4 protein-coding genes are annotated in these 21446 nt (G+C 65.8%); 1 reads left to right on the forward strand and 3 read right to left on the reverse strand.

The features are described 5' to 3' along the window. Positions 1-62: 62 nt before the first annotated feature. Genes PSm6_RS28540 through PSm6_RS28550 form a run of 3 tightly spaced genes read right to left on the reverse strand, consistent with a single transcriptional unit; the run spans position 63 to position 4954 of the window. Entirely contained in the window at positions 63-1424 is a 1362-nt protein-coding gene (locus tag PSm6_RS28540; RefSeq protein ID WP_037022326.1) for an HlyD family type I secretion periplasmic adaptor subunit, read from the reverse strand. Further along, positions 1414-3570 (reverse strand): type I secretion system permease/ATPase, encoded by a 2157-nt coding sequence (locus PSm6_RS28545; protein WP_031288729.1) that lies wholly within the window; start codon positions 3568-3570, stop codon positions 1414-1416. Before PSm6_RS28545 ends, PSm6_RS28540 begins: the two co-directional genes overlap by 11 nt. 34 nt (positions 3571-3604) lie before the next feature. Next, positions 3605-4954, reverse strand: a complete 1350-nt coding sequence (locus PSm6_RS28550; RefSeq protein ID WP_031288730.1) for a TolC family outer membrane protein — start codon at positions 4952-4954, stop codon at positions 3605-3607. A 352-nt stretch (positions 4955-5306) separates the two neighbouring features. Between PSm6_RS28550 and PSm6_RS28555 the strand changes: the two genes are divergently transcribed. Further along, complete coding sequence (locus PSm6_RS28555; RefSeq protein WP_265168993.1) at positions 5307-21368, forward strand: retention module-containing protein; 16062 nt, start codon at positions 5307-5309, stop codon at positions 21366-21368. Positions 21369-21446 lie beyond the last annotated feature (78 nt).

Raw genomic sequence — 21446 nt, forward strand, 5'->3', positions numbered from 1 at the left:
GCGTGAAGGCGATGTGACGAAGCGATGAACGCCGTGCCGGAGGGCGGCACGGCGTGAAGCAATCAACGCTCGCGCAGGGCTTCGGCGCGGGCGCGGATGATGGGCTTGAGCAGGTAGCTGAGGATGCTCTTCTTGCCGGTCATGATGTCCACCGAGGCGACCATGCCGGGGATGATCAGCAGCGGCTTCTCATCGGTGCCCAGGTGGCTTTTGCGGGTACGCAGCTTGATCAGGTAGAAGCTGTTGCCCTCTTCGTCGGTGATGGTGTCCGCGCCGATCTGCTCCAGCTCGGCCTGCAGGCCGCCGTAGATGGTGTAGTCGTAGGCGGTGAACTTCACCATGGCCTTCTGCCCGGGGTGGAGGAAGGCGATGTCCTGGGGACGGATGCGCGCTTCCACCAGCAGGGTGTCGTCCAGCGGGACGATTTCCACCAGGTCGCTGCCCGGCTGGATCACGCCGCCGATGGTGTTGATCAGCAGTTGCTTGACGATGCCACGCACCGGCGAGGTGACCAGGGTGCGGTTGACCCGGTCCTCCAGCGCCTTGCCGGTGGCCTCGGCCTTGTTCAGGTCGGTGCGCGCCTCGTTGAGCTGGGTGAGCGCCTCGCTGCGGAAGCGCGAGCGGGTTTCGGCGATCTTCTGTTCCACTTCCTTGATCGCCGATTCGGCGCGGGGGATGGCCAGGTTGGTGGCCTCGAGCTGGCCACGGTTCTCCACTTCGGCGCGGCGCAAGCGCAGCACTTCCACCTTGGAGATGGCGCCGTCGGCTACCAGGGGCTCGGAGATGGCGATCTCCTGGCGCAGCAGCTCCAGGCTGTTGCGGTACTGGCCCTGCTTGGAGGCGAATTCGCGCAGTTCCTGCTGTTTCTGCACCAGTTGCTCTTCGAGGCCGGCGACTTCGTCGTGCAACTGCTGCTGGCGGCTGCCGAACAGCGCTTCCTCGCTCTGCGCCTGGCCAGGTGCCTTGGCGCGCAGCTCTTCGCTGATGGCCAGCTCGCGGCCCTCCACCTCGGCGCTCAGGCGCTCGACGCGCAGGGCCATGGCGACGCGGTCGGCATCGGTTTCGCCGACGTTGGACTGGAAGCGCGTGGCATCCAGGCGCAACAACGGGTCGCCGATTTCGACCACCTGGCCTTCGTGGACGAACATCTCGGAGATGATGCCGCCTTCGAGGTTGGAGATCTTCTGCAGCTTGGACGAGGGGATCGCCTTACCATCGCCACGGGTGACTTCGTCGATCTCGGCGAAATGCGCCCAGAAGCCGAGGAACAGGGTGAAGCCGATCAGCGTCCAGATGGTCAGGCGCACCACGCGGGGGGCGTCCTCGACCAGTGCCTTGCTGACTTCCGGCAGGGGCTGGCCGGAGAGGTCTTCGCGGCCTTTGAAATAGCTCAGCAACGATTGGCCCAGAGACTTACGCGACACTGATCTGCCCCTTTTTCAGCGCTTCCATCACGGCGTCCTTCGGACCGTCGGCGATGATCTGCCCTTTGTCGACGATCAGCAGGCGGTCCACCAGCGAGAGCATGGAGGCGCGGTGGGTGACCAGCAGCACGGTCTTGTTGGTGATCACCGCGTTGAGGCGCTGCTTGAGGCGTTCCTCGCCGGTGTTGTCCATGGAGCTGGTGGGCTCGTCGAGCAGCAGGATGGGCGGGTCGAGCAGCAGCGCGCGCGCCAGGGCGACGTTCTGTCGCTGGCCGCCGGAGAGGTTCTGCCCGCGCTCGCCCACTTGCAGCTCGTAGCCCTGGGGGTGCAGGCGGACGAATTCGTGGACGCCGGACAGCTCGGCAGCCTGCAGCACCAGTTCGTCCTCGACGTAGCGGGCACCGGACACCAGGTTGTCGCGCAGGGTGCCGGCCAGCAGCTGGATGTCCTGGGGCACGTAGCCGATGTTGTGGCGCAGGTCGCTGACGTCCAGCTGGCGCACGTCGACGCCGTCGATCAGCAGGCTGCCGGAGTCGGCCTGGTAGAGGCCGACGATGAGCTTGGCCAGGGAGCTCTTGCCCGAGCCGCTGCGGCCGACGATGCCGATCTTCTCGCCGGGGCGGACGATCAGGTTGATGTTGTTCAGCGCCGGGGTCTGCTGGTTCGGGTAGGTGAAGTTCAGCTGGCGCATTTCGACGGCGCCCTGCAGGGTCTGGCGCGTCAGCGGGCGTTCATCCTCGTGGCGCTCCTGGGGCAGCTCCATCATGTGGTTGACCGAGTGCATGGTCAGGCGCGCCTGCTGGTAGCGGGTGATCAGGCCCGAGAGCTGGGTCATCGGGCCGAGGGCGCGGCCGTTGAGCATGTAGCAGGCGATCAGGCCGCCCATGCTGAGCTCGCCGGCAATGATCAGGTAGACGCCGGCGACGATCATCACCACGCCGGCCAACTGCTGGATGAGCAGCGTGAGGTTGAGCGAGAGGCTGGAGAGCATCTTCACCCGCAGCTCGAGGCGGCCGAGGGTGCCGATGGTCTGCTCCCAGAGGTACTGGCGCTCGCTTTCGGCGTTGTTGACCTTGACCGCGTCGAGGCCGGCCAGGGTTTCGATCAGGCTGGACTGGCGCTCGGCGGACAGCGCCATGGTGCGGTCCATGGTTTCCACCAGGGGCTTCTGCAGCAGCCAGCCGATGGTCATCGCAAGGACGAAGGCGACCACGGGGATCCACACCAGGTGGCCGCCGAGGATGCCGATCACCAGGAGGATCAACAGGGTGAACGGCAGGTCGATCACGCTGGTCATGGTCAGCGAGGCGAGGAAGTCCCGCAGCGACTGGAATTCGTGGATGTTCTGGGCAAAGCTGCCGACCCGCGCCGGGCGGTTCTTCATGGCCATGCCGACGATGCGCTCGAACAGCGTGGCCGAGATGATCATGTCGGTCTTCTTGCCGGCAAGATCGAGGCACAGCCCGCGCATGGTCTTGAGCAGCAGGTCGAACAGGTAGGCGCCGGAGATGCCGATGGCCAGCACCCAGAGGGTGGCGGCGGCCTGGTTGGGCACCACGCGGTCGTAGACGTTCATCACGAACAATGGGGCGCCGAGGCCGATCAGGTTGATCAGCAGGCTGGCGGCCACCGCATCTATATAGAGCCAGCGGGAACGCTTGAGGGTGTCGCGGAACCAGTGGCTGACCCGGGGAATGAGGCTGCCGTGGTTGAGGTCGAACTTGTGCTGCGGCTGGGCGAAGAACGACTGGCCGCTGTAGTCCTCGGCCAGCAGTTCGCGCTTGACCCGCACCTCGCCACCATCGCTTTCGCTGAGCAGCAGGCGCGCGTCGCCATTTTCTTCCCAGGACAGCAACAGGGCACAGCGCCCTTCCTTGAGCAGCAGCAGGGCCGGCAAGGCGATCGCCGGGATCTGCTCCAGCTTGCGTTGCAGCACCCGCCCCTGCAGGCCCGCACGGGCTGCGGCACGGGGCAGCAGCTCGGGGGTCAGGCGCTGGCCGGGCAGCGGCAGGCCGGCGGTGAGCATGGCTCGGCTGGCCGGACGCTGATGCTGCAGGCAAAGGGAGAGCAGGCTATCCAGGAGTGGATCGTCAAGCTGTCCGCGTGGATCGTGACTGAAGGGTACTCGGCTGACTTCTGGATCCACGCTTGGACACTCTTTCTCTAGGACGGGTGAAGGCTCAGTTCAGGCCCGGCAGGGTCGCCTCGGGCTTGAGTTCGGACTGGACGACGGAGGCCATCGGCGCAACCACGCCCTGGCTCTTGAGCAGTTCGCCAATGGTCGCCTTGATCCGGTACTGAGTAAACAGTTCGACGTAGCGAATTTCCACCAGGCGGCGGGACGCGGTGAACAGTTCGTTCTCGCTGTCCAGCAGGTCCAGCAGGGTGCGCTCACCGATGCTGAACTGCTTCTGGTAGGACTCGCGTACCCGGGTACTGTAGTCGACATATTGCTGGGCGATCGGGATTTGTTCGCGGGCGTTGGCCAGGGCGTTCATGGACAGACCCAGGTCTTCGTTGAGCACGCGCAGGGCGTTGTTGCGGATGTCCAGCGCCTGGTTGATCTGGTAGGCCTTGGATTCCAGGTCGGCCTTGTTGCTGCCACCGGCGAACAGGTTGTAGCGCATGCGCAGCATGGCCTGCCATTCGTTGACGTGGCCGTTCTGGCCGTCCAGGTCGTTGTCGGCGCCACGGCTCAGCTCGGCGTCGAAGCGCGGGTAGAAGAAGGACTTGGCCGCGTCGTACTGCTTCTCGGCAGCGGCGACGTCCGACTCGGCGGAACGCAGGATCGGGCTGTTGGCCAACAGGGTCTGGCGGGCTTCGGCGATGTCGGTGGGCAGTTGGCCCGCCAGGCCGGCCGGCTCGCTCAGGTCCACCGGGTCGATGCCGACTACGCTATAGAAGTTGGTGCGGGCGTCAGCCAGGTTGGTCTGCTCGGTGATCAGGTTGTTGCGGGCCTGGGCCAGGCGCGCTTCGGCCTGGTCCTGGTCGGCCAGGCGACCGACGCCACGGCTGCTGCGCAGGCTGATCTGGTCATAGATGCGCTGGTGGCTCTTCAGGTTGTTTTCCGCCAGGCGGACCATCTCCTGGCGCTGGATCACGTCGATGTAGACCTGGGCTGCGTCCAGGGCCGTTCTTTCCGACGTACCGAGCAGCGAGTAGGCACGGGAATTGACTGTGGCTTGCTGGCGGGCCACTTCGCTGGAGGTGGCGAAGCCGTCGAACACCATCTGTTGCAGGCGCAGCGACGATTCGCCACGGGTCATGGTCTTCCAGTGGTCGCCCTGGCCACGGGTGGTGGTGTTGTCGGAACCCTCACGGCCGTAGCCGGCGAGCAGGTCGACTTTCGGCAGGTAACCGCCCTTGGCGGCCTTCAGTTGGTAGTCGGCGGACATCCGGCTATTGATGCCGGCCTGGACTTCGGGGTGTACATCCAGTGCGCGCTGCATGGCTTCGGAAAGAGTCTGGGCATGGAGCGGAAGACTCGCAGCAAGAGCGAAAGGCACGACACAAGCAAAACGCAGACGCATGGATTGGCATCCTTATCAGAGTGTTGGAGACAGTAGTTTGAAGGCCGAAATCACCGTCATGAAATTGGCATCAACCTCGCTCTCGCGGAGCAGAAAACCGTGATCCAAGTCTCATTGAAAAATTCCGGACGGCCATCGAATATCAAAGTGACATTACGAAAACGATTGTTTAGGATGGATGCCAATTGGTCAATACATTGGCATAAACTTAATAGCAAAACGCGATAAGCCAATAAATTGACGACAAAAAAATACCACCATTAAACAAGGGAATGCCTGCATCGAAACGGCTCTTCGCAAGAGCACCGAAGCAGCACGCCGAAGCTAGAGCCAAACCAGGAGAGTCACCCTCATGAGCAGTGTCGTTGCAATCGTCAAGAGCGTTGTCGGCCAAGTAGTTGCAGTCTCTCCGGAGGGTGTGCAGCGCCAGCTCATAGAAGGTGATCGCATCTTCCAGGGCGATCAGCTGATCACCGGCGCTGCGGGCATGGTGACCCTTGAACTGCCCAACGGCAAAATGCTCGACCTCGGCCGCGACACCCAGTGGAGCAGCGCCGAGATCGCCCCCCAGGCCGCTGACGACAAGCCGGCCACCCAGGCACCCAGCGCCGATGAGCTGCAGAAAGCCATCGCCGCCGGCGTCGACCCGACCCAAGCCTTCGAAGCCACCGCGGCCGGCGGCGCCCCTGCTGCGGGCGGTGCTGGCGGTACTGGCACGGCCGGCGGCAGCCACAGCTTCGTGCTGCTGGACGCCACGGGCGAGCGCGTCGACCCCACCGTCGGTTTCAACACCGAAGGCCTGGCCTTCCAGGCGGCCGGCGGTGACGAAACCCAGGACCCACTGCAGAACGTCGCCCCCGAGTTCGTCGACGGCTCCGGCAACCCCATCACCACCTTCAACCTGACCACCGACGAAGACGTGCCGCTGAGCGGCACTTTCACCAGCCGTGACGCCAACGGCGACCTTGTGACCTTTTCCGTCACCCGCGTACCGGCCAACGGCACCCTCGCCCTGAACCCGGACGGCACCTGGACCTACACCCCGGGCCAGGACTACAACGGTAGCGACAGCTTCGAAGTAACCGTGAGCGACAGCCGCGGCGCCTCCACCCCGCTGACCGTCAACGTCGGCATCAACCCGGTGAACGACGCCCCGGTCGCCAGCGGCACCTATGAAGCCAATGTCGATGACACCGCCGCCGCCGACACCTTCGCCGACATCAAGGGCCAACTCACCGCCACCGACGTCGACGACACCGTTCTGACCTGGAGCGGCAGCGCCAAGGGCGCCTACGGCGAGCTCACCGTCAACGCCGATGGCAGCTACACCTATGTCGTCAATGCCGATGCCGTGAACGGCCTGGGCCTGGGCGAGAACGCCAGCGAGAACTTCACCGTCACCGTGAAGGACCCCTCCGGCGCTAGCGATACCCGCGTCATCACCATCAACTTCACCGGCACCAACGACACCCCGATCGCCACCGCTACCACTGCGGACGTCACCGAAGACCAGAGCATCACCGGCAACCTGGTGGCCACCGACGCCGACAAGGGCGCGGTCCTCTCCTATGCGGTGGATGGCAAGGCCCCGGCCGGCTTCACCCTGAATGCCGACGGCTCCTGGGCCTTCAACGCCGGCGACGCCGCCTACCAGTCCCTGGCTGAAGGCGAGACCACCACCGTCACCATCCAGTACATCGTCACCGACGAGCACGGCGCCCAGGCCACCAACACCCTGACCGTCACCGTCACCGGCGTGAACGACCCGGCCATCCTCGGCAGCGCCAACGTGCAGCTGACCGAAACCAACGCCCCGCTGAGCACCGCCGGCACCCTGTCCATCAGCGATGTCGACAGCCCGAACACCTTCGTTGCCCAGAGCAACGTTGCCGGCACCTACGGCACCTTCAACATCGACGCCAACGGCAACTGGAGCTTCGTCGCCAACTCGGCCTTCAACGAGCTGAACGTTGGCCAGTCCTACAGCGAATCCTTCAAGGTCGTCTCCGCCGACGGCACCGAGACCAGCGTCACCGTCACCATCAATGGAACCAACGACGCGGCCGTCCTCAGCAGCGCCAACGTGCAGCTGACCGAGACCAACGCCCCGGTGACCGCCAACGGCACCCTGACCATCAGCGACGTCGACAGCCCGAACACCTTCGTGGCGCAGAACAACGTCGCCGGCAACTACGGCACCTTCAGCATCGGCACCGACGGCAAGTGGACCTTCGTCGCCAACTCGGCCTTCAACGAGCTGAACGTCGGTGACAAGCGCACCGAAAGCTTCGAGGTCTCCGCTGCCGACGGCACCAAGACCAGCGTCACCATCACCATCAACGGCACCAACGATGCCCCGGTGGGCGTGGCCGACAAGATCACCCTGGACGAAGACACCACCGCCACCGGCAACGTGCTGAGCAACGACACCGACGTCGACAGCAGCAGCCTGACCGTCACCAAGTTCAGCCTGACCAACCTGCCCTTCGTCAGCTTCAAGGCCGGCGAGACCGCCGACCTGCTCATCGGCAAGCTGACCATCAAGGCCAACGGCGAATTCACCTTCGTGCCGGCCAAGGACTACAACGGCCCGGTGCCGTCCATCACCTACACCCTGAGCGATGGCAGCGCCACCAGCACCGCCACCCTCACCTTCGACATCACCCCGGTCAACGACGCCCCGGTCAACACCGTGCCCGGCGCCCAGAGCCTGAACGAAGACAGCAGCAAGAGCTTCAGCCTGCTGACCGGCAACAGCATCGCGGTCCGCGACATCGACGGCGACCAGCTGACCACTACCCTTTCCGTCGAACACGGCGCGCTGACCCTCGGCCCGCTGAGCGGCGGCGTGTCCTTCAGCGGCAACGGCACCGGCAGCATCACCCTGGTGGGCAGCCAGGCGGCCATCAATGCCGCCCTGCAGGGCCTGAAATACGTTCCGGCCAAGGACTACAACGGCCAGGACACCCTGACCATCAACACCACCGACGGCAAGCTGAGCGACAGTGACAGCGTCACCCTCACCATCAAGCCGGTGAACGACGCGCCGGTGGCCACCCCCACCACCGAGGCCACCACCGAAGACGCGCCCGTGATCGGCGGCAAACTGGCCGCCACCGACGTCGACGGCGACACCCTGACCTACAGCGCCAAGGGCACCCTCCCCGGCGGCCTCACCCTGAACACCGATGGCACCTGGACCCTGGACCCGAGCCACGCCGACTACCAGCACCTGGCCGAAGGCGCGTCCACCACCCTGACCATCAACTTCACCGCCACCGACGGCAAGCTGTCCAGCAGCAGCACCCTGACCATCACCGTCACCGGCGTGAACGACAAGCCGACCATCACCGCCGCCACCGCTGCCGCCAGCGAAGGCGACGGCCAGATCAACGGCCAGATCGCCGCCAATGATGTCGACGACGGCGCGGTCCTCGCCTTCAGCACCACCGCCAATGTCGCCGGCCTGACCCTGGGCAGCGACGGCAAGTGGACCTTCGACGCCAGCAACGCCGCCTACGACTACCTCAAAGGTGGCGAGCAACTGGTCATCACGGTACCGGTCACCGTCACCGACGAGCACGGCGCCAGTGCCGACAGCACCCTGACCATCACCCTCACCGGCACCAACGACGCACCGGTGGCCAATGCCGTCAGCGCTTCGGGCAACGAAGACCAGGCCGCACGCATCCAGGTGAACCTGTCCGGCAGCGATGTCGACGGCAGCGTCACCGGCTTCACCATCGGTTCCGTGCCCGCCAACGGCACCCTGTACGCCGGCGCCAACGGCGGTACCGCCCTGAAGGCCGGCGACAGCGTCACCGGCCCGGTGTACTTCGTCCCGGCCAAGGACTGGAACGGCACCACCACCTTCGAATACAGCGCCGTCGACAACAATGGCGCCGTCTCGGCCGACAAGGCCACCGCGACCATCACCGTCGCCCCGGTCAACGACCGCCCGGTCGGCGTCAACGACAGCGTCACCCTGAACGAAGACCAGACCGCCACCGGCAACGTCCTGACCAACGACAAGGACGTGGACGGCGATACCCTGGTGGTTACCAAGTTCAACATCACCGGCTTCCCGCTCGTCAGCGCCAATGCCGGCGGCACCATCGACCTGCTGGGCACCGGCAAGCTGACCATCAAGGCCAACGGTGACTTCACCTTCGAGCCGGCCAAGGACTACAACGGCCCGGTCCCGAGCGTCACCTACACCCTGAGCGACGGCAGCCTCACCAGCACCGCCACCCTCAAGTTCGACATCACCCCGGTCAACGATGCCCCGGTCAACAGCACCCCGGGCGCCCAGACCCTGGCCGAGGACGGCAGCAAGGTCTTCAGCCTCTTCGGCAACAACAGCGTCGCCGTGAGCGACGTGGACGGCGACAAGCTGACCACCACCCTCAGCGTCGACCACGGCGTGCTGAGCCTCGGCCCGATCCTCGCCAACGGCCTGACCTTCAGCGGCAACGGCACCGGCAGCATCACCCTGTCCGGCAGCCAGGCGGCCATCAACGCCGCCCTGCAGGGCCTGAAGTACGTCCCCGCCGCCAACTACAACGGCCAGGACACCCTGACCATCAGCACCAGCGACGGCAAGCTGAGCGACACCGACAGCATCACCCTGAACATCACTCCGGTGAACGACGCCCCGGTGGCCAGCGCCAGCAGCGCCACCACCGTCGAAGACGCCCCGGCCATCGGCGGCAAGCTCGATGCCACCGACGTCGACGGCGACACCCTGACCTTCACCCTGAACAACCCCGCCCCGGCCGGCTTCAGCCTGAACGCCGACGGCACCTGGACCTTCGACCCGAGCAATGCCGCCTACCAGGCCCTGGGCCAGGGCGAGCAGTTGATCATCCAGATTCCCTTCACCGCCACCGACGGCTCGCTGTCCAGCGGCAACACCCTGACCATCACCGTCACCGGCGTGAACGATGTGCCGGTCGTCAGCGGCGCCATCACCTACGGCACCAACGAAGACGCCGCCGGCCAGGTGATCGACCTGCTGGCCAAGGCCAGTGATGCCGACGCCAAGGACGTGCTCAGCGCCGTCGACATCAAGGAAACCAGCGGCAACGACGCCGCCGGTGTCACCGTCCAGGGCAACACCCTGGTGGTCGACCCGTCCCGGTACAACTACCTGGCCAAGGGCGAGAGCGTCGTCCTGACCTACGAATACCAGGTCAGCGACGGCAAGGGCGGCCTGGTCACCACCAGCGCCACCGTCACCATCGACGGCGTCAACGACGCGCCGGTGGTCAGCAGCGCCATCGCCGTGGACAGCAACGAAGACGCCGCCTCCCTGAGCGTCGACCTGCTGGCCAAGGCCAGCGATGTCGACCTCAGCGACGTGCTGGGCATCAGCAACTTCAAGCAGGTCGGCAGCGGCGACGCCTCGGGCGTGACCCTCAGCGGCAACGGCCTGCAGGTGAACCCGAACGCCTACAACTACCTCGCCGCCGGCGAGAAGCTGGTGCTCACCTACAGCTACGACGTGGTCGACAACAACGGCGGCATCACCCCCACCACCGCCACCCTCACCATCGAGGGTCGCAACGACGCCCCCGTGCTGGAAAGCACCGTACAGAGCGGCAGCATCACCGAGCGCGCCGACGGCGTGCCCGGCGAGAACGCCGGCAGCCTGACCGCCAGCGGCGACTTCGGCTTCAGCGACGCCGACCTGAGCAACACCCACACCGTGGGCACCGAGCTGGTCAGCGCGAAGGACGGCAACGGCCAGAGCGTCAACGTGCTGGGCAACCTCAGCGCCAACATCAGCGATGCCGCCCAGGGCGACGGCCAGGGCTCCGTGCACTGGAACTACAGCGTCGCCGCCGGCGCGCTGGACTACCTGGGCGCCGGCGAGACCGTCACCCTGGTCTACCGCGTGACCGTCACCGACAGCAGCGGCGCCCCGGTCTCCCGTGACGTCACCATCACCCTCACCGGCAGCAACGACGCCCCGGTGGTGAGCGGTGTCGCCACCACCCTGACCCACGAAGACGCGTCCGCCTACAGCCTCGACCTGCTGCAGCACGCCTCCGACGAAGATGCCAACGACGTCCTCAGCGTCGGCAACCTCCAGCAGGTCGGCAGCGGCGATGCGTCCGGCGTCAGCTTCGACGCCGCCAGCAACAGCCTGAAGATCGATCCGTCCAAGTACGACTACCTGGCCGTGGGCGAGAAGGTCGTCCTCACCTACAGCTACGAAGTCAGCGACGGCCACGGCGGCGTCACCAGCGCCAACGCCTCGGTCACCATCGAGGGCCGCAACGACGCCCCGGTGGTCACCGACACCAGCGTCACCGTCGACGAGGAAAGCACCGGCACTCCGCTGAACATCGCCGCCCCGACCGACGTAGACACCAGCAACGTCCTGACCATCACCGTCAGCGGCCTGCCCACCGTGGGCACCGTGACCCTGGCCAACGGCACCCCGGTGACCAACGGCCAGACCCTGACCAGCGCCGAGCTGCAGGGCCTGAAGTACAACGGCCCGGCCGACTACAAGGCCGGCGACCCGGTTGGCGACTTCAAGTACAGCGTCAACGACGGCACCACCACCGTCGAAGGCAAGGTCACCCTGGGCGTCAACCCGATCAACGACGCGCCCGATGCCAACGACGACTTCGGTGTCATCGCCGGCCTCAAGGGCAACTACTACGCCTACCGTGAAGGCACCGACGGCGGCAACCTGGAGAACCTCGCCGGGGTCGCCGCCTTCATCGCCGGCCGCACCCCCAGCGCCACCTTCACCGCCACCGAGCTGAACTACGGCAACGGCGTGTCCAGCAACCTGGGCGGCGACCAGCAGCTGCAGAAATTCCTCGGCGCCGATGCCGGCTCCCTGAACACCGACCCGGCGAACAGCTCGGACGCCATCATCCAGCTCACCGGCCAGATCAGCCTCGCCGCCGGCACCTACCAGTTCAAGGTCACCGCCGACGACGGCTTCAGCATCGTCATCGACGGCAAGGTGGTCGCCGAATACAACGGCAACCAGGGCCCGACCGCGCGCGAATCGGCCACCTTCACCCTTACCGAAAGCGGCGCCCACAATATCCAGATCGTCTACTGGGACCAGGGCGGCCAGGCCCAGCTGAAGGTCGAACTGCGTCCGGAAGGCGGCACCTACACCGTGGTCGGCGGCAGCCAGCTGACCCAGGCCGGCAACGACGTACTGACCACCAACGAAGACCAGCCGCTGACCATCGAGCCCTCCACCCTGCTGGGCAACGACACCGATGTCGACGGCGACAGCCTCACCATCCTCAGCGTCCAGGGCGCCAAGAACGGCACCGTAGAACTGGTCAACGGCAAGGTGGTATTCACCCCTGCGCCGAACTTCAACGGCACCGGCTCCTTCACCTACACCGTGAGTGACGGCCACGGCGGCACCGATACCGCCACCGTCACCGTAGGCGTCAAGCCGGTCAACGATGCACCGGTGGTCGACAGCACCTCCCTCACAGTGGCCGAGGAAAGCGTCGGCACCAACCTGGGCCTGAAAGCCCCGACCGACGTGGACGGCAACCCGCTGACCATCAAGGTCACCGGCCTGCCGACCCTCGGCACCGTGACCCTGGCCGACGGCACCACCGTGACCAATGGCCAAACCCTGACCAGCGCCCAGCTGCAAGGCCTGAAGTACAACGCCCCGGCCGACTACAGCGCCGGCCAGGCCGTTGGCAACTTCACCTACAGCGTCAACGACGGCACCGCCACCGTGAACGGCCAGGTCACCCTGGGCGTCACTCCGGTGAACGATGCGCCGGTCGTCGACAGCACCAACCTGACCGTCAACGAAGAAAGCATCGGCACCGACCTGGGCCTCAAGGCGCCGAGCGATGTCGATGGCGACAGCCTCACCATCACCGTCACCGGCCTGCCCACCGTGGGCACCGTGACCCTGGCCGACGGCACCGCCGTGACCAATGGCCAGAGCCTGACCAGCGCCCAGCTGCAAGGCCTGAAGTACAACGCGCCGGCCGACTACAGCGCCGGCCAGGCCGTCGGCAGCTTCACCTACAGCGTCAACGACGGCACCGTCACCGTCAGCGGCCAGGTCGCCCTGGGCGTGAATCCGGTGAACGATGCGCCGGTCGCCGACAGCGCCAACCTGACCGTCAACGAAGAAAGCGTCGGCACCGACCTGGGCCTCAAGGCCCCGACCGACGCCGATGGCGACAGCCTCACCATCACCGTCACCGGCCTGCCCACCCTCGGCAGCGTGACCCTGGCCGACGGCACCGCCCTCATCAACGGCCAGACCCTCACCAGTGCCCAGCTGCAGGGCCTGAAGTACAACGCCCCGGCCGACTACAGCGCCGGCCAGGCCGTTGGCAGCTTCACCTACAGCGTCAACGACGGCACCGTCACCGTCAGCGGCCAGGTCGCCCTGGGCGTGAACCCGGTGAACGACCTGCCGGTGATGAACGACGCATCCGTCAACGTGGACGAAGACAGCAGCCTCACCAGCCAGCTGAACGCCACCGACGCCGATGGCGACACCCTGACCTACACCCTCAAGTCCGGCACCAGCAACGGTACGCTGGTCCTGGATACCGCCACCGGCGAGTACACCTACAAGCCCAACGCCAACTACAACGGTCCGGACTCCTTCACCGTCACCGTCAACGACGGCAAGGGCGGCGTGGTCGACGCCGTGGTGCAAATCACCGTCAACCCGATCAACGACGCGCCGACTGCCAACCCGGCCAACCTGAGCACCGCCGAGGACACGCCGATCAACGGCAAGGTGGATGCCCGCGACATCGACGGCGACACCCTCACCTACCGCATCGCCAGCGGCAATGGCCCGCAGAACGGCACGCTCACCCTCTTCTCCGACGGCAGCTACAGCTACCGGCCGAACAAGGACTACAACGGGCCCGATGCCTTCACCGTCACCATCAGCGACGGCAAGGGCGGCACCACCACCAGCCTCATCAGCATCAACGTGATTCCGGTCAACGATGCACCGGTCACCGCTGACCAGGCCAAGGAAACCGACGAAGACCAGAGCGTCAGCGGCAAGATCGTCGCCACCGACGTGGAAGGCGACAAGCTGACCTACATCATCCAGGCCGGCGTCGACCACGGCTCCCTGCTGCTCAACACCGTCACCGGCGAGTACACCTACACGCCGAACAAGGACTACAACGGCAACGACACCTTCACCATCCGCGTCTATGACGCCAAAGGCGCCTACGCCGACTCCGTGGTGAGCGTGAAGGTCAACCCGGTCAACGACGCACCGGTGAGCAGCCCGTCCAGCATCAGCACCAACGAAGACACCCCGATCGACGGCCGGATCGTCGCCCGCGATGCCGATGGCGACGCCCTCACCTACAGCATCGCCAATGGCAACGGCCCGCAGCATGGCACCGTCACGCTCAACGCCGACGGCAGCTACACCTATCAGCCGGGCAAGGACTTCAACGGCAGCGACGCCTTTACCGTCACCATCGACGATGGCAACGGCGGCACCACCACCAGCGTGGTCAGCGTCACCGTCAAACCGGTCAACGACGCCCCGGTCACCGCCGACCAGGCCAAGGAAACCGATGAAGACCAGAGCGTCAGCGGCAAGATCGTCGCCAGCGACGTGGACGGCGACAAGCTGACCTACGTCATCCAGGCCGGCGTCGACCACGGCTCGCTGCTGCTCAACACCGTCACCGGCGAGTACACCTACACGCCGAACAAGGACTTCAACGGCACCGACACCTTCACCATCCGGGTCTACGATCCGAAGCTCGGCTATGCCGACTCCGTGGTGTCCATCAAGGTCAACCCGGTCAACGATGCACCGACCAGCAGCCCGTCCAGCGTCAGCACCGACGAGGACACCCCGATCGACGGCAAGGTCACCGCCCGTGACGTCGACGGCGACACCCTCACCTACAGCATCGCCAACGGCAACGGCCCGCAGCACGGCACCGTCACGCTCAACGCCGACGGCACCTACACCTACCAGCCGGCCAAGGACTTCAACGGCAGCGATGCCTTCACCGTCACCATCAGCGATGGCAACGGCGGCACCACCACCAGCGTGGTCAGCGTCACCGTCAAGCCGGTCAACGATGCCCCCGTCGCGCCCGACAGCACCGCCAGCGTGGACGAGGACGGCACCCTGACCAGCCGCATCACCGCCACCGATGCGGAAGGCGACAGCCTCACCTACACCCTGAAGACCGGCACCGCCAACGGCAGCCTGGTGCTCACCCCGAACACCGGCGAGTACACCTACAAGCCCAACGGCGACTACAACGGGCCGGACAGCTTCGTGGTCACCGTCAGCGACGGCAAGGGCGGCGTGGTCGACACCGTGGTCAACATCACCGTCAACCCGGTCAACGATGCCCCGACGGCGGCCAACGACACCGCCAGCACCCTGGAAGACTCCGCCGTCACCATCGACGTGCTGGCCAACGACCGCGACACCGACGGCGACAGCCTGACCCTGACCGGCGCCAACGCGCAGCACGGCAGCGTCAGCATCGTCGACGGCAAGCTGGTCTACACCCCCACCGGCGACTACAGCGGTGCGGACACCATCACCTACACCGTCACCGATGGTAAGGGCGGCAACAGCACCGCCACCGTCCAGGTCGGCATCCAGGCCGTGGCCGATGCCCCGAACCTCGGCGCCCAGGCCCCAAGCGGCAACCCCGCGGCCACCGGTCTGCTCCAACAGAGCTGGAACAACCTGCCCCTGGGCAGCGGCGGCAACGGTGCCAACCCGGCCACCCTGAAGAGCACCATCGACGCCGCCGGCACCCCCGCCAGCAGCGGCAACCTGGCCGATGCCCACATCGACAGCGTCAACGCCGGCGTGGCCAACAAGCTTTCCGGCCTGATTTACCTCGAAGCCGGCCAGACCTACACCTTCAGCGGCTCGGGTGACGACAGCGTGCTCGTCTCCGTGGGTGGCACCACCGTGGCCAACGCCACCTGGGGCGGCTCCACTGGCCAGTTCAGCGGCAGCTACACCGCCCAGGAGAGCGGCTACTACACCCTGGACATCTACCAGCACAACCAGAGCGGCCCGGGCACCCTGGACGTCAACGTCAAGGTCGGCAACGGCCCGGTGCAGGACCTGTCCAGCGCCAACGTGCAGCTCTACACCAAGCCCAGCGACCTGGCCGGCAACGGCCTGCACCTGTCGGAGCTGCATGGCAGCGACGGCAAGGGCTACTACCAGCTCTACAACGTCAACGAAGGTGACGAGGACAGCAGCATCCCGCTGTCGCGCCTGACCGCCTCGTTGAAGGACACCGACGGCTCGGAAAGCCTCTCCGTGGGCATCTCGCAGATCCCCGAGGGCGCCACCCTGACAGACGGTGTGAACAGCTTCACCGCCACCAGCGGCAGCACCAGCACGGACATCAGCAGCTGGAACCTGGGCAACCTGAGCATCACCCCGCCAGCCAACTACAACGGCACCTTCGACCTGAAGGTCACCGCGACCGCTACCGAAGGCGCCAACGGCGACAAGGCCAGCACCAACCTGACCCTGCCGGTGACCGTGCACGCCGTGAATGACGCGCCCACCAGCGCCGACAACACCGTCAACACCAACGAAGACACCCCGCGCAGCTTCACCAGCGGCGACTTCGCCTTCAACGATGTCGATACCGGCGATAGCCTCAAGGGCATCCGCATCAACAGCCTGCCGGCCAGCGGCAGCCTCAGCCTGGGCAACGAAGCCGTCACCGTCGGCATGATCATCACCGCGGCGCAGATCGCCTCCCTGGTCTACACCCCGGCAGCCAATGCCAACGGCAACAGCAGCTTCAGCTTCTCGGTGCAGGACCAGAGCGGCGCCTTCTCCACGCCCAACACCATGACCATCCAGGTCGCGGCGTTGGACAGTGCCCCAGGCCTGGCCAACAGCACCGTGAGCTTCGCCGAAAACATCGCCTCCGGCAGCACCATCGCCGACCTCAGCGACCGCTTCACCGGCACCGACCAGGACCGTGATGGCGAGCCGCTGTTCTACAGCATCACCGGTGGCAACGACGCTGGCCTGTTCAGCATCAACTCCAGCACCGGCGTGATCACCCTCGCCAACGGCAAGACCCTGGACTACGAGACCGCCACCCAGCACCAGCTGCAGGTCAGCGCCACCGACGGCAAGACCCCGGTCACCGCCACCGTCACCATCGACGTCACCAACGTCAACGACAACGGCGTGGTCATCACCGACAGCAACGCGGCCGCCAACACCGTTGCCGAGAACGCCGCCAACGGTTCCACCGTCGGCCTGACCGTACTGGGCACCGACGGCGACGCCGGCGCCACCATCACCAAGTACGAGCTGACCGACAACGCCGGCGGCCGCTTCGCGATCAACGCCACAACCGGTGTCGTGACCGTCGCTGACGGCAGCAAACTCGACTACGAGGCGGCTACCAGCCACAACATCACCGTCAAGGTCACCAGCTCCGATGGCAGCACCAACACCCAGGTGTTCACCATCAACCTGAGCAACGTGAACGACAACGGCGTGGTCATCACCGACAGCAACGCCGCCGCCAACACGGTTGCCGAGAACGCCGCCAACGGTTCCACCGTCGGCCTGACCGTACTGGGCACCGACGGCGACGCCGGCGCGACCATCACCAAGTACGAGCTGACCGACAACGCCGGTGGCCGCTTCGCGATCAATGCCACCACCGGTGTCGTGACCGTCGCTGACGGCAGCAAACTCGACTACGAGGCGGCTACCAGCCACGACATCACCGTCAAGGTGACCAGCTCCGACGGCAGCACCAATACCCAGGTGTTCACCATCAACCTCACCAACGTCAACGACAACGGCGTGGTCATCACCGACAGCAACGCGGCCGCCAACACCGTTGCCGAGAACGCCGCCAACGGTTCCACCGTCGGCCTGACCGTACTGGGCACCGACGGCGACGCCGGCGCGACCATCACCAAGTACGAGCTGACCGATAACGCCGGTGGCCGCTTCGCCATCAACGCCACCACTGGCGTGGTGACCGTCGCCGATGGCAGCAAACTCGACTACGAGGCGGCTACCAGCCACAACATCACCGTCAAGGTCACCAGCTCCGATGGCAGCACCAACACCCAGGTGTTCACCATCAACCTCACCAACGTCAATGACAACGGCGTGGTCATCACCGACAGCAACGCCGCCGCCAACACCGTTGCCGAGAATGCCGCCAACGGCAGCACCGTCGGCCTCACCGTACTGGGCACCGACGGCGACGCCGGCGCCACCATCACCAAGTACGAACTGACCGACAACGCCGGTGGCCGCTTCGCCATCAACGCCACCACCGGTGTGGTCACCGTGGCCGATGGCACCAAGCTCGACTACGAGGCCGCCACCAGCCACAACATCACCGTCAAGGTCACCAGCTCCGATGGCAGCACCAACACCCAGGTGTTCACCATCAACCTGAGCAATGTGAACGACAACGGCGTGACCCTCAGCGACTCCGACAGCGCCACCAATACCGTGGCCGAGAACGCCGCCACCGGCACCCGCGTGGGCGTCACCGCCCTGGGTGTGGACGGCGATGCCGGCACCAGCGTGACCTACGCGCTGACCGACAACGCCGGCGGCCGCTTCGCCATCAACGCCACCACAGGTGTCGTCACCGTGGCCGATGGCAGCAAGCTCGACTACGAGGCGGCTACCAGCCACACCATCACCGTGCTGGCCACCAGCTCCGACGGCAGCACCCAGTCGGCGACCTACTCCATCGCCGTGACCAACGTCAACGAAGCCCCCGTGGTGGTCGCTGGCGCTGCGGTCACCGGCAACGAAGACACCAACTACGTCTTCAGCTGGAGCGACTTCAAGGTCAGCGACGTGGACGCCAACAGCAGCCTGTCGATCAAGGTCGAGAGCCTGCCGGGCGAAGGCAAGCTGCAGGTCAAGGTGGGCAACACCTGGACCGATGTCAGCGCCAACACCACCGTCACCAAGTCGGTGATCGATGGCGGCGGCCTGCGCTTCGTGCCGGATTCCAACGAATCCGGTCACGACAGCTTCAGCAACACCGGTGTCGGCCTGAACAAGCAGACCTACGCCGAGTTCAAGTACAGCGGCAGCGACGGCTCCCTGAGCACCGCCAGCAGCACCATGAGCATCGACATCGCGCCGTCGGCCGACGTCCCGACGCTCACCGTGAAGTCGGCGGCCGCGGCCAACCTGTTCACCACCACCTGGGAAAGCGCGCCGAACAGCGACAGCACCTCCCAGGACGTCACCAGTGCCACCTTCGAGAACTGGAGCCTGGTCACCACCGGCGATGTACGCAGTGGCGGCAGCAACGTGTTCGAAGTCTGGGCCAACGGCGACAGCATGCAGAACCAGGCCGGCAACATGGTCACCGTCAAGCTGCAGGGCACCGGCAACAACGACGCCCTGGAGCTCAACGACGCCGGCGGCAGCATGTCGCAGACCCTGGGCGTGACCCGCAACGTCGCCACCGAGGTCGGCAAGGTCTACGAGCTGAACCTGGACTACGCCGGTCGCCTGGGCTTCGACACCAGCTTCACCAAGATCGCCGTCTACCTCGGCAGCACCCTGGTGGGCGAATACGCCTCCACCAGCAGCCAGACCAGCCTGAACTGGGAAAACATCCACTTCAGCTTCGTCGGCACCGGCAACACCGAGGCCCTGACCATCAAGCTGGCCGGCACCTCCACCGACTCCAGCGGTCGTGGCGCGCTGATCGACAACATCACCCTCACCTCGTCCCAGGGCGTGGTGGCCGGCGATGGCGGCGTCAGCGGCAAGACCAGCATCGCCCTGGCCAACTACATTGGCGGCGCACTGACCGACACAGACGGCTCCGAGAGCCTGAGCTACCAGCTGAGCAACCTGTCCAACGGTTCGAGCATCGTCGTCGGCGGCACCACCCTCAGCGCGGTCAACGGCGTGTACACCCTCACCGCGGCCCAGCTGGCCACCGCCAAGCTGCAGGTTTCCGGTGACGTGCGCGGCGACATCGGCCTGGACGTCAAGGCGGTCAGCACCGAACCCAACGGCAGCACTGCCAGCACGGCGTCCCAGCACCTGACCCTGAACATCGTCGATGGCGGCGTGGAGCACACCAGCTACACCACCAACACCATCACCATGGCCGACGCCACCGGCACCACCAGCCTGAGCGGCGGCTTGACCGGCGAGTACTGGGGCTACAGCGAGAACGGCACCAGCCGGCCGAACCTCACCACCCTGAGCCAGGTCGAGAACTACATCGAGGGCCGTTCCGGCAACAACAGCAGCCTGGTGGGTTCCAACACCAACGCGGCGAACGGCTCGGTCAATGCCACCTTCATCGCCAATGTCATCGACTACGGCCTGAAGAACGGCAGCCCGGTGTTCAGCGACGACCTCGGTGACAACCGCACCGTCAACAACGGCACCACCATCGGCACATCCAACAACAGCCAGAACAACCTGTACGACTTCCTCACGGCAGCCAGTACCGGCAACGTCTCCAGCCTCAAGGCCGGCGGGTCGAACCTGGGTGACACCAGTGACGCCATCATCCGCGCTCACGGCTTCATCGACGTCGGCAACGGCGGAACCTACGACATCCGCATCACGGCGGACGACGGTTACCGCCTGCTGATCGACGGCCAGGACGTCGCCAACGCCGACAAGATCCAGTCCACCACCACCGACACCTACAAGAACGTCAGCCTCACCGGCGGCTTGCAGGCGCTGGAACTGCTGTACTGGGACCAGGGCGGCTCCGCCACCCTGAAGATCGAGCTCAAGCCCAGCGGCAGCGATGACTCGGCGTACAAGACCCTCGGTACCGGCGATTACCAGCTGTTCCAGGCCACCACCCTGTCCAGCGGCCAGGAATTCGTGGAAACCAGCACCGGCTGGGCGGTTCACACCATCCAGACCACCACCGGCACCGAAGCCAGCGACCTGATCAATGGCAGCAAGTACTCCGACATCATCAACGGCGGCAACGGCCACGACGTGCTCTACGGCAACGCTGGCAACGACCTGCTCAACGGTGGTGACGGCAACGACCTGCTGATCGGCGGTATCGGCAACGACACCCTCACCGGTGGCGCAGGCGCGGACGTCTTCATGTGGAAGGCGGGCGATGTCGGCAACGACGTGATCAAGGACTTCAACGCCACCCAGGGCGACCGCATCGACCTCAGCGACCTGCTGCCCGATGCCGCGCACTCCGGCAACCTCCTCGATTACCTCAAGGTCGACACCGCCACCAGCACCCTGCAGGTGAGCACCACCGGCAACGTCAACAGCGGCGCCGATGTGACCATCAAGCTCGAAGGCGTGGACCTGACCCAGTACGGTTCCACCTCCTCGCAGATCGTCAGCTCCCTGGTGGCCGGCTCCGACCCGCTGGTGAAGACCGAGCACCACTGATCCACCGACAACGCCCCTCCCCGTCGCCGTGCACCGGCGGCGGGGAGGCGGCCGGTTCGCTTTCCCCATGTTCCCCAC

This window comes from Pseudomonas solani (assembly GCF_026072635.1).
Lineage (GTDB): Bacteria > Pseudomonadota > Gammaproteobacteria > Pseudomonadales > Pseudomonadaceae > Metapseudomonas > Metapseudomonas solani.

Excerpts from the sequence above, each read along its gene's own strand:
- PSm6_RS28550 (WP_031288730.1), bottom strand. The coding sequence starts at position 4,954 with ATGCGTCTGCGTTTTGCTTGTGTCGTGCCTTTCGCTCTTGCTGCGAGT.
- PSm6_RS28555 (WP_265168993.1), top strand. The coding sequence starts at position 5,307 with ATGAGCAGTGTCGTTGCAATCGTCAAGAGCGTTGTCGGCCAAGTAGTT.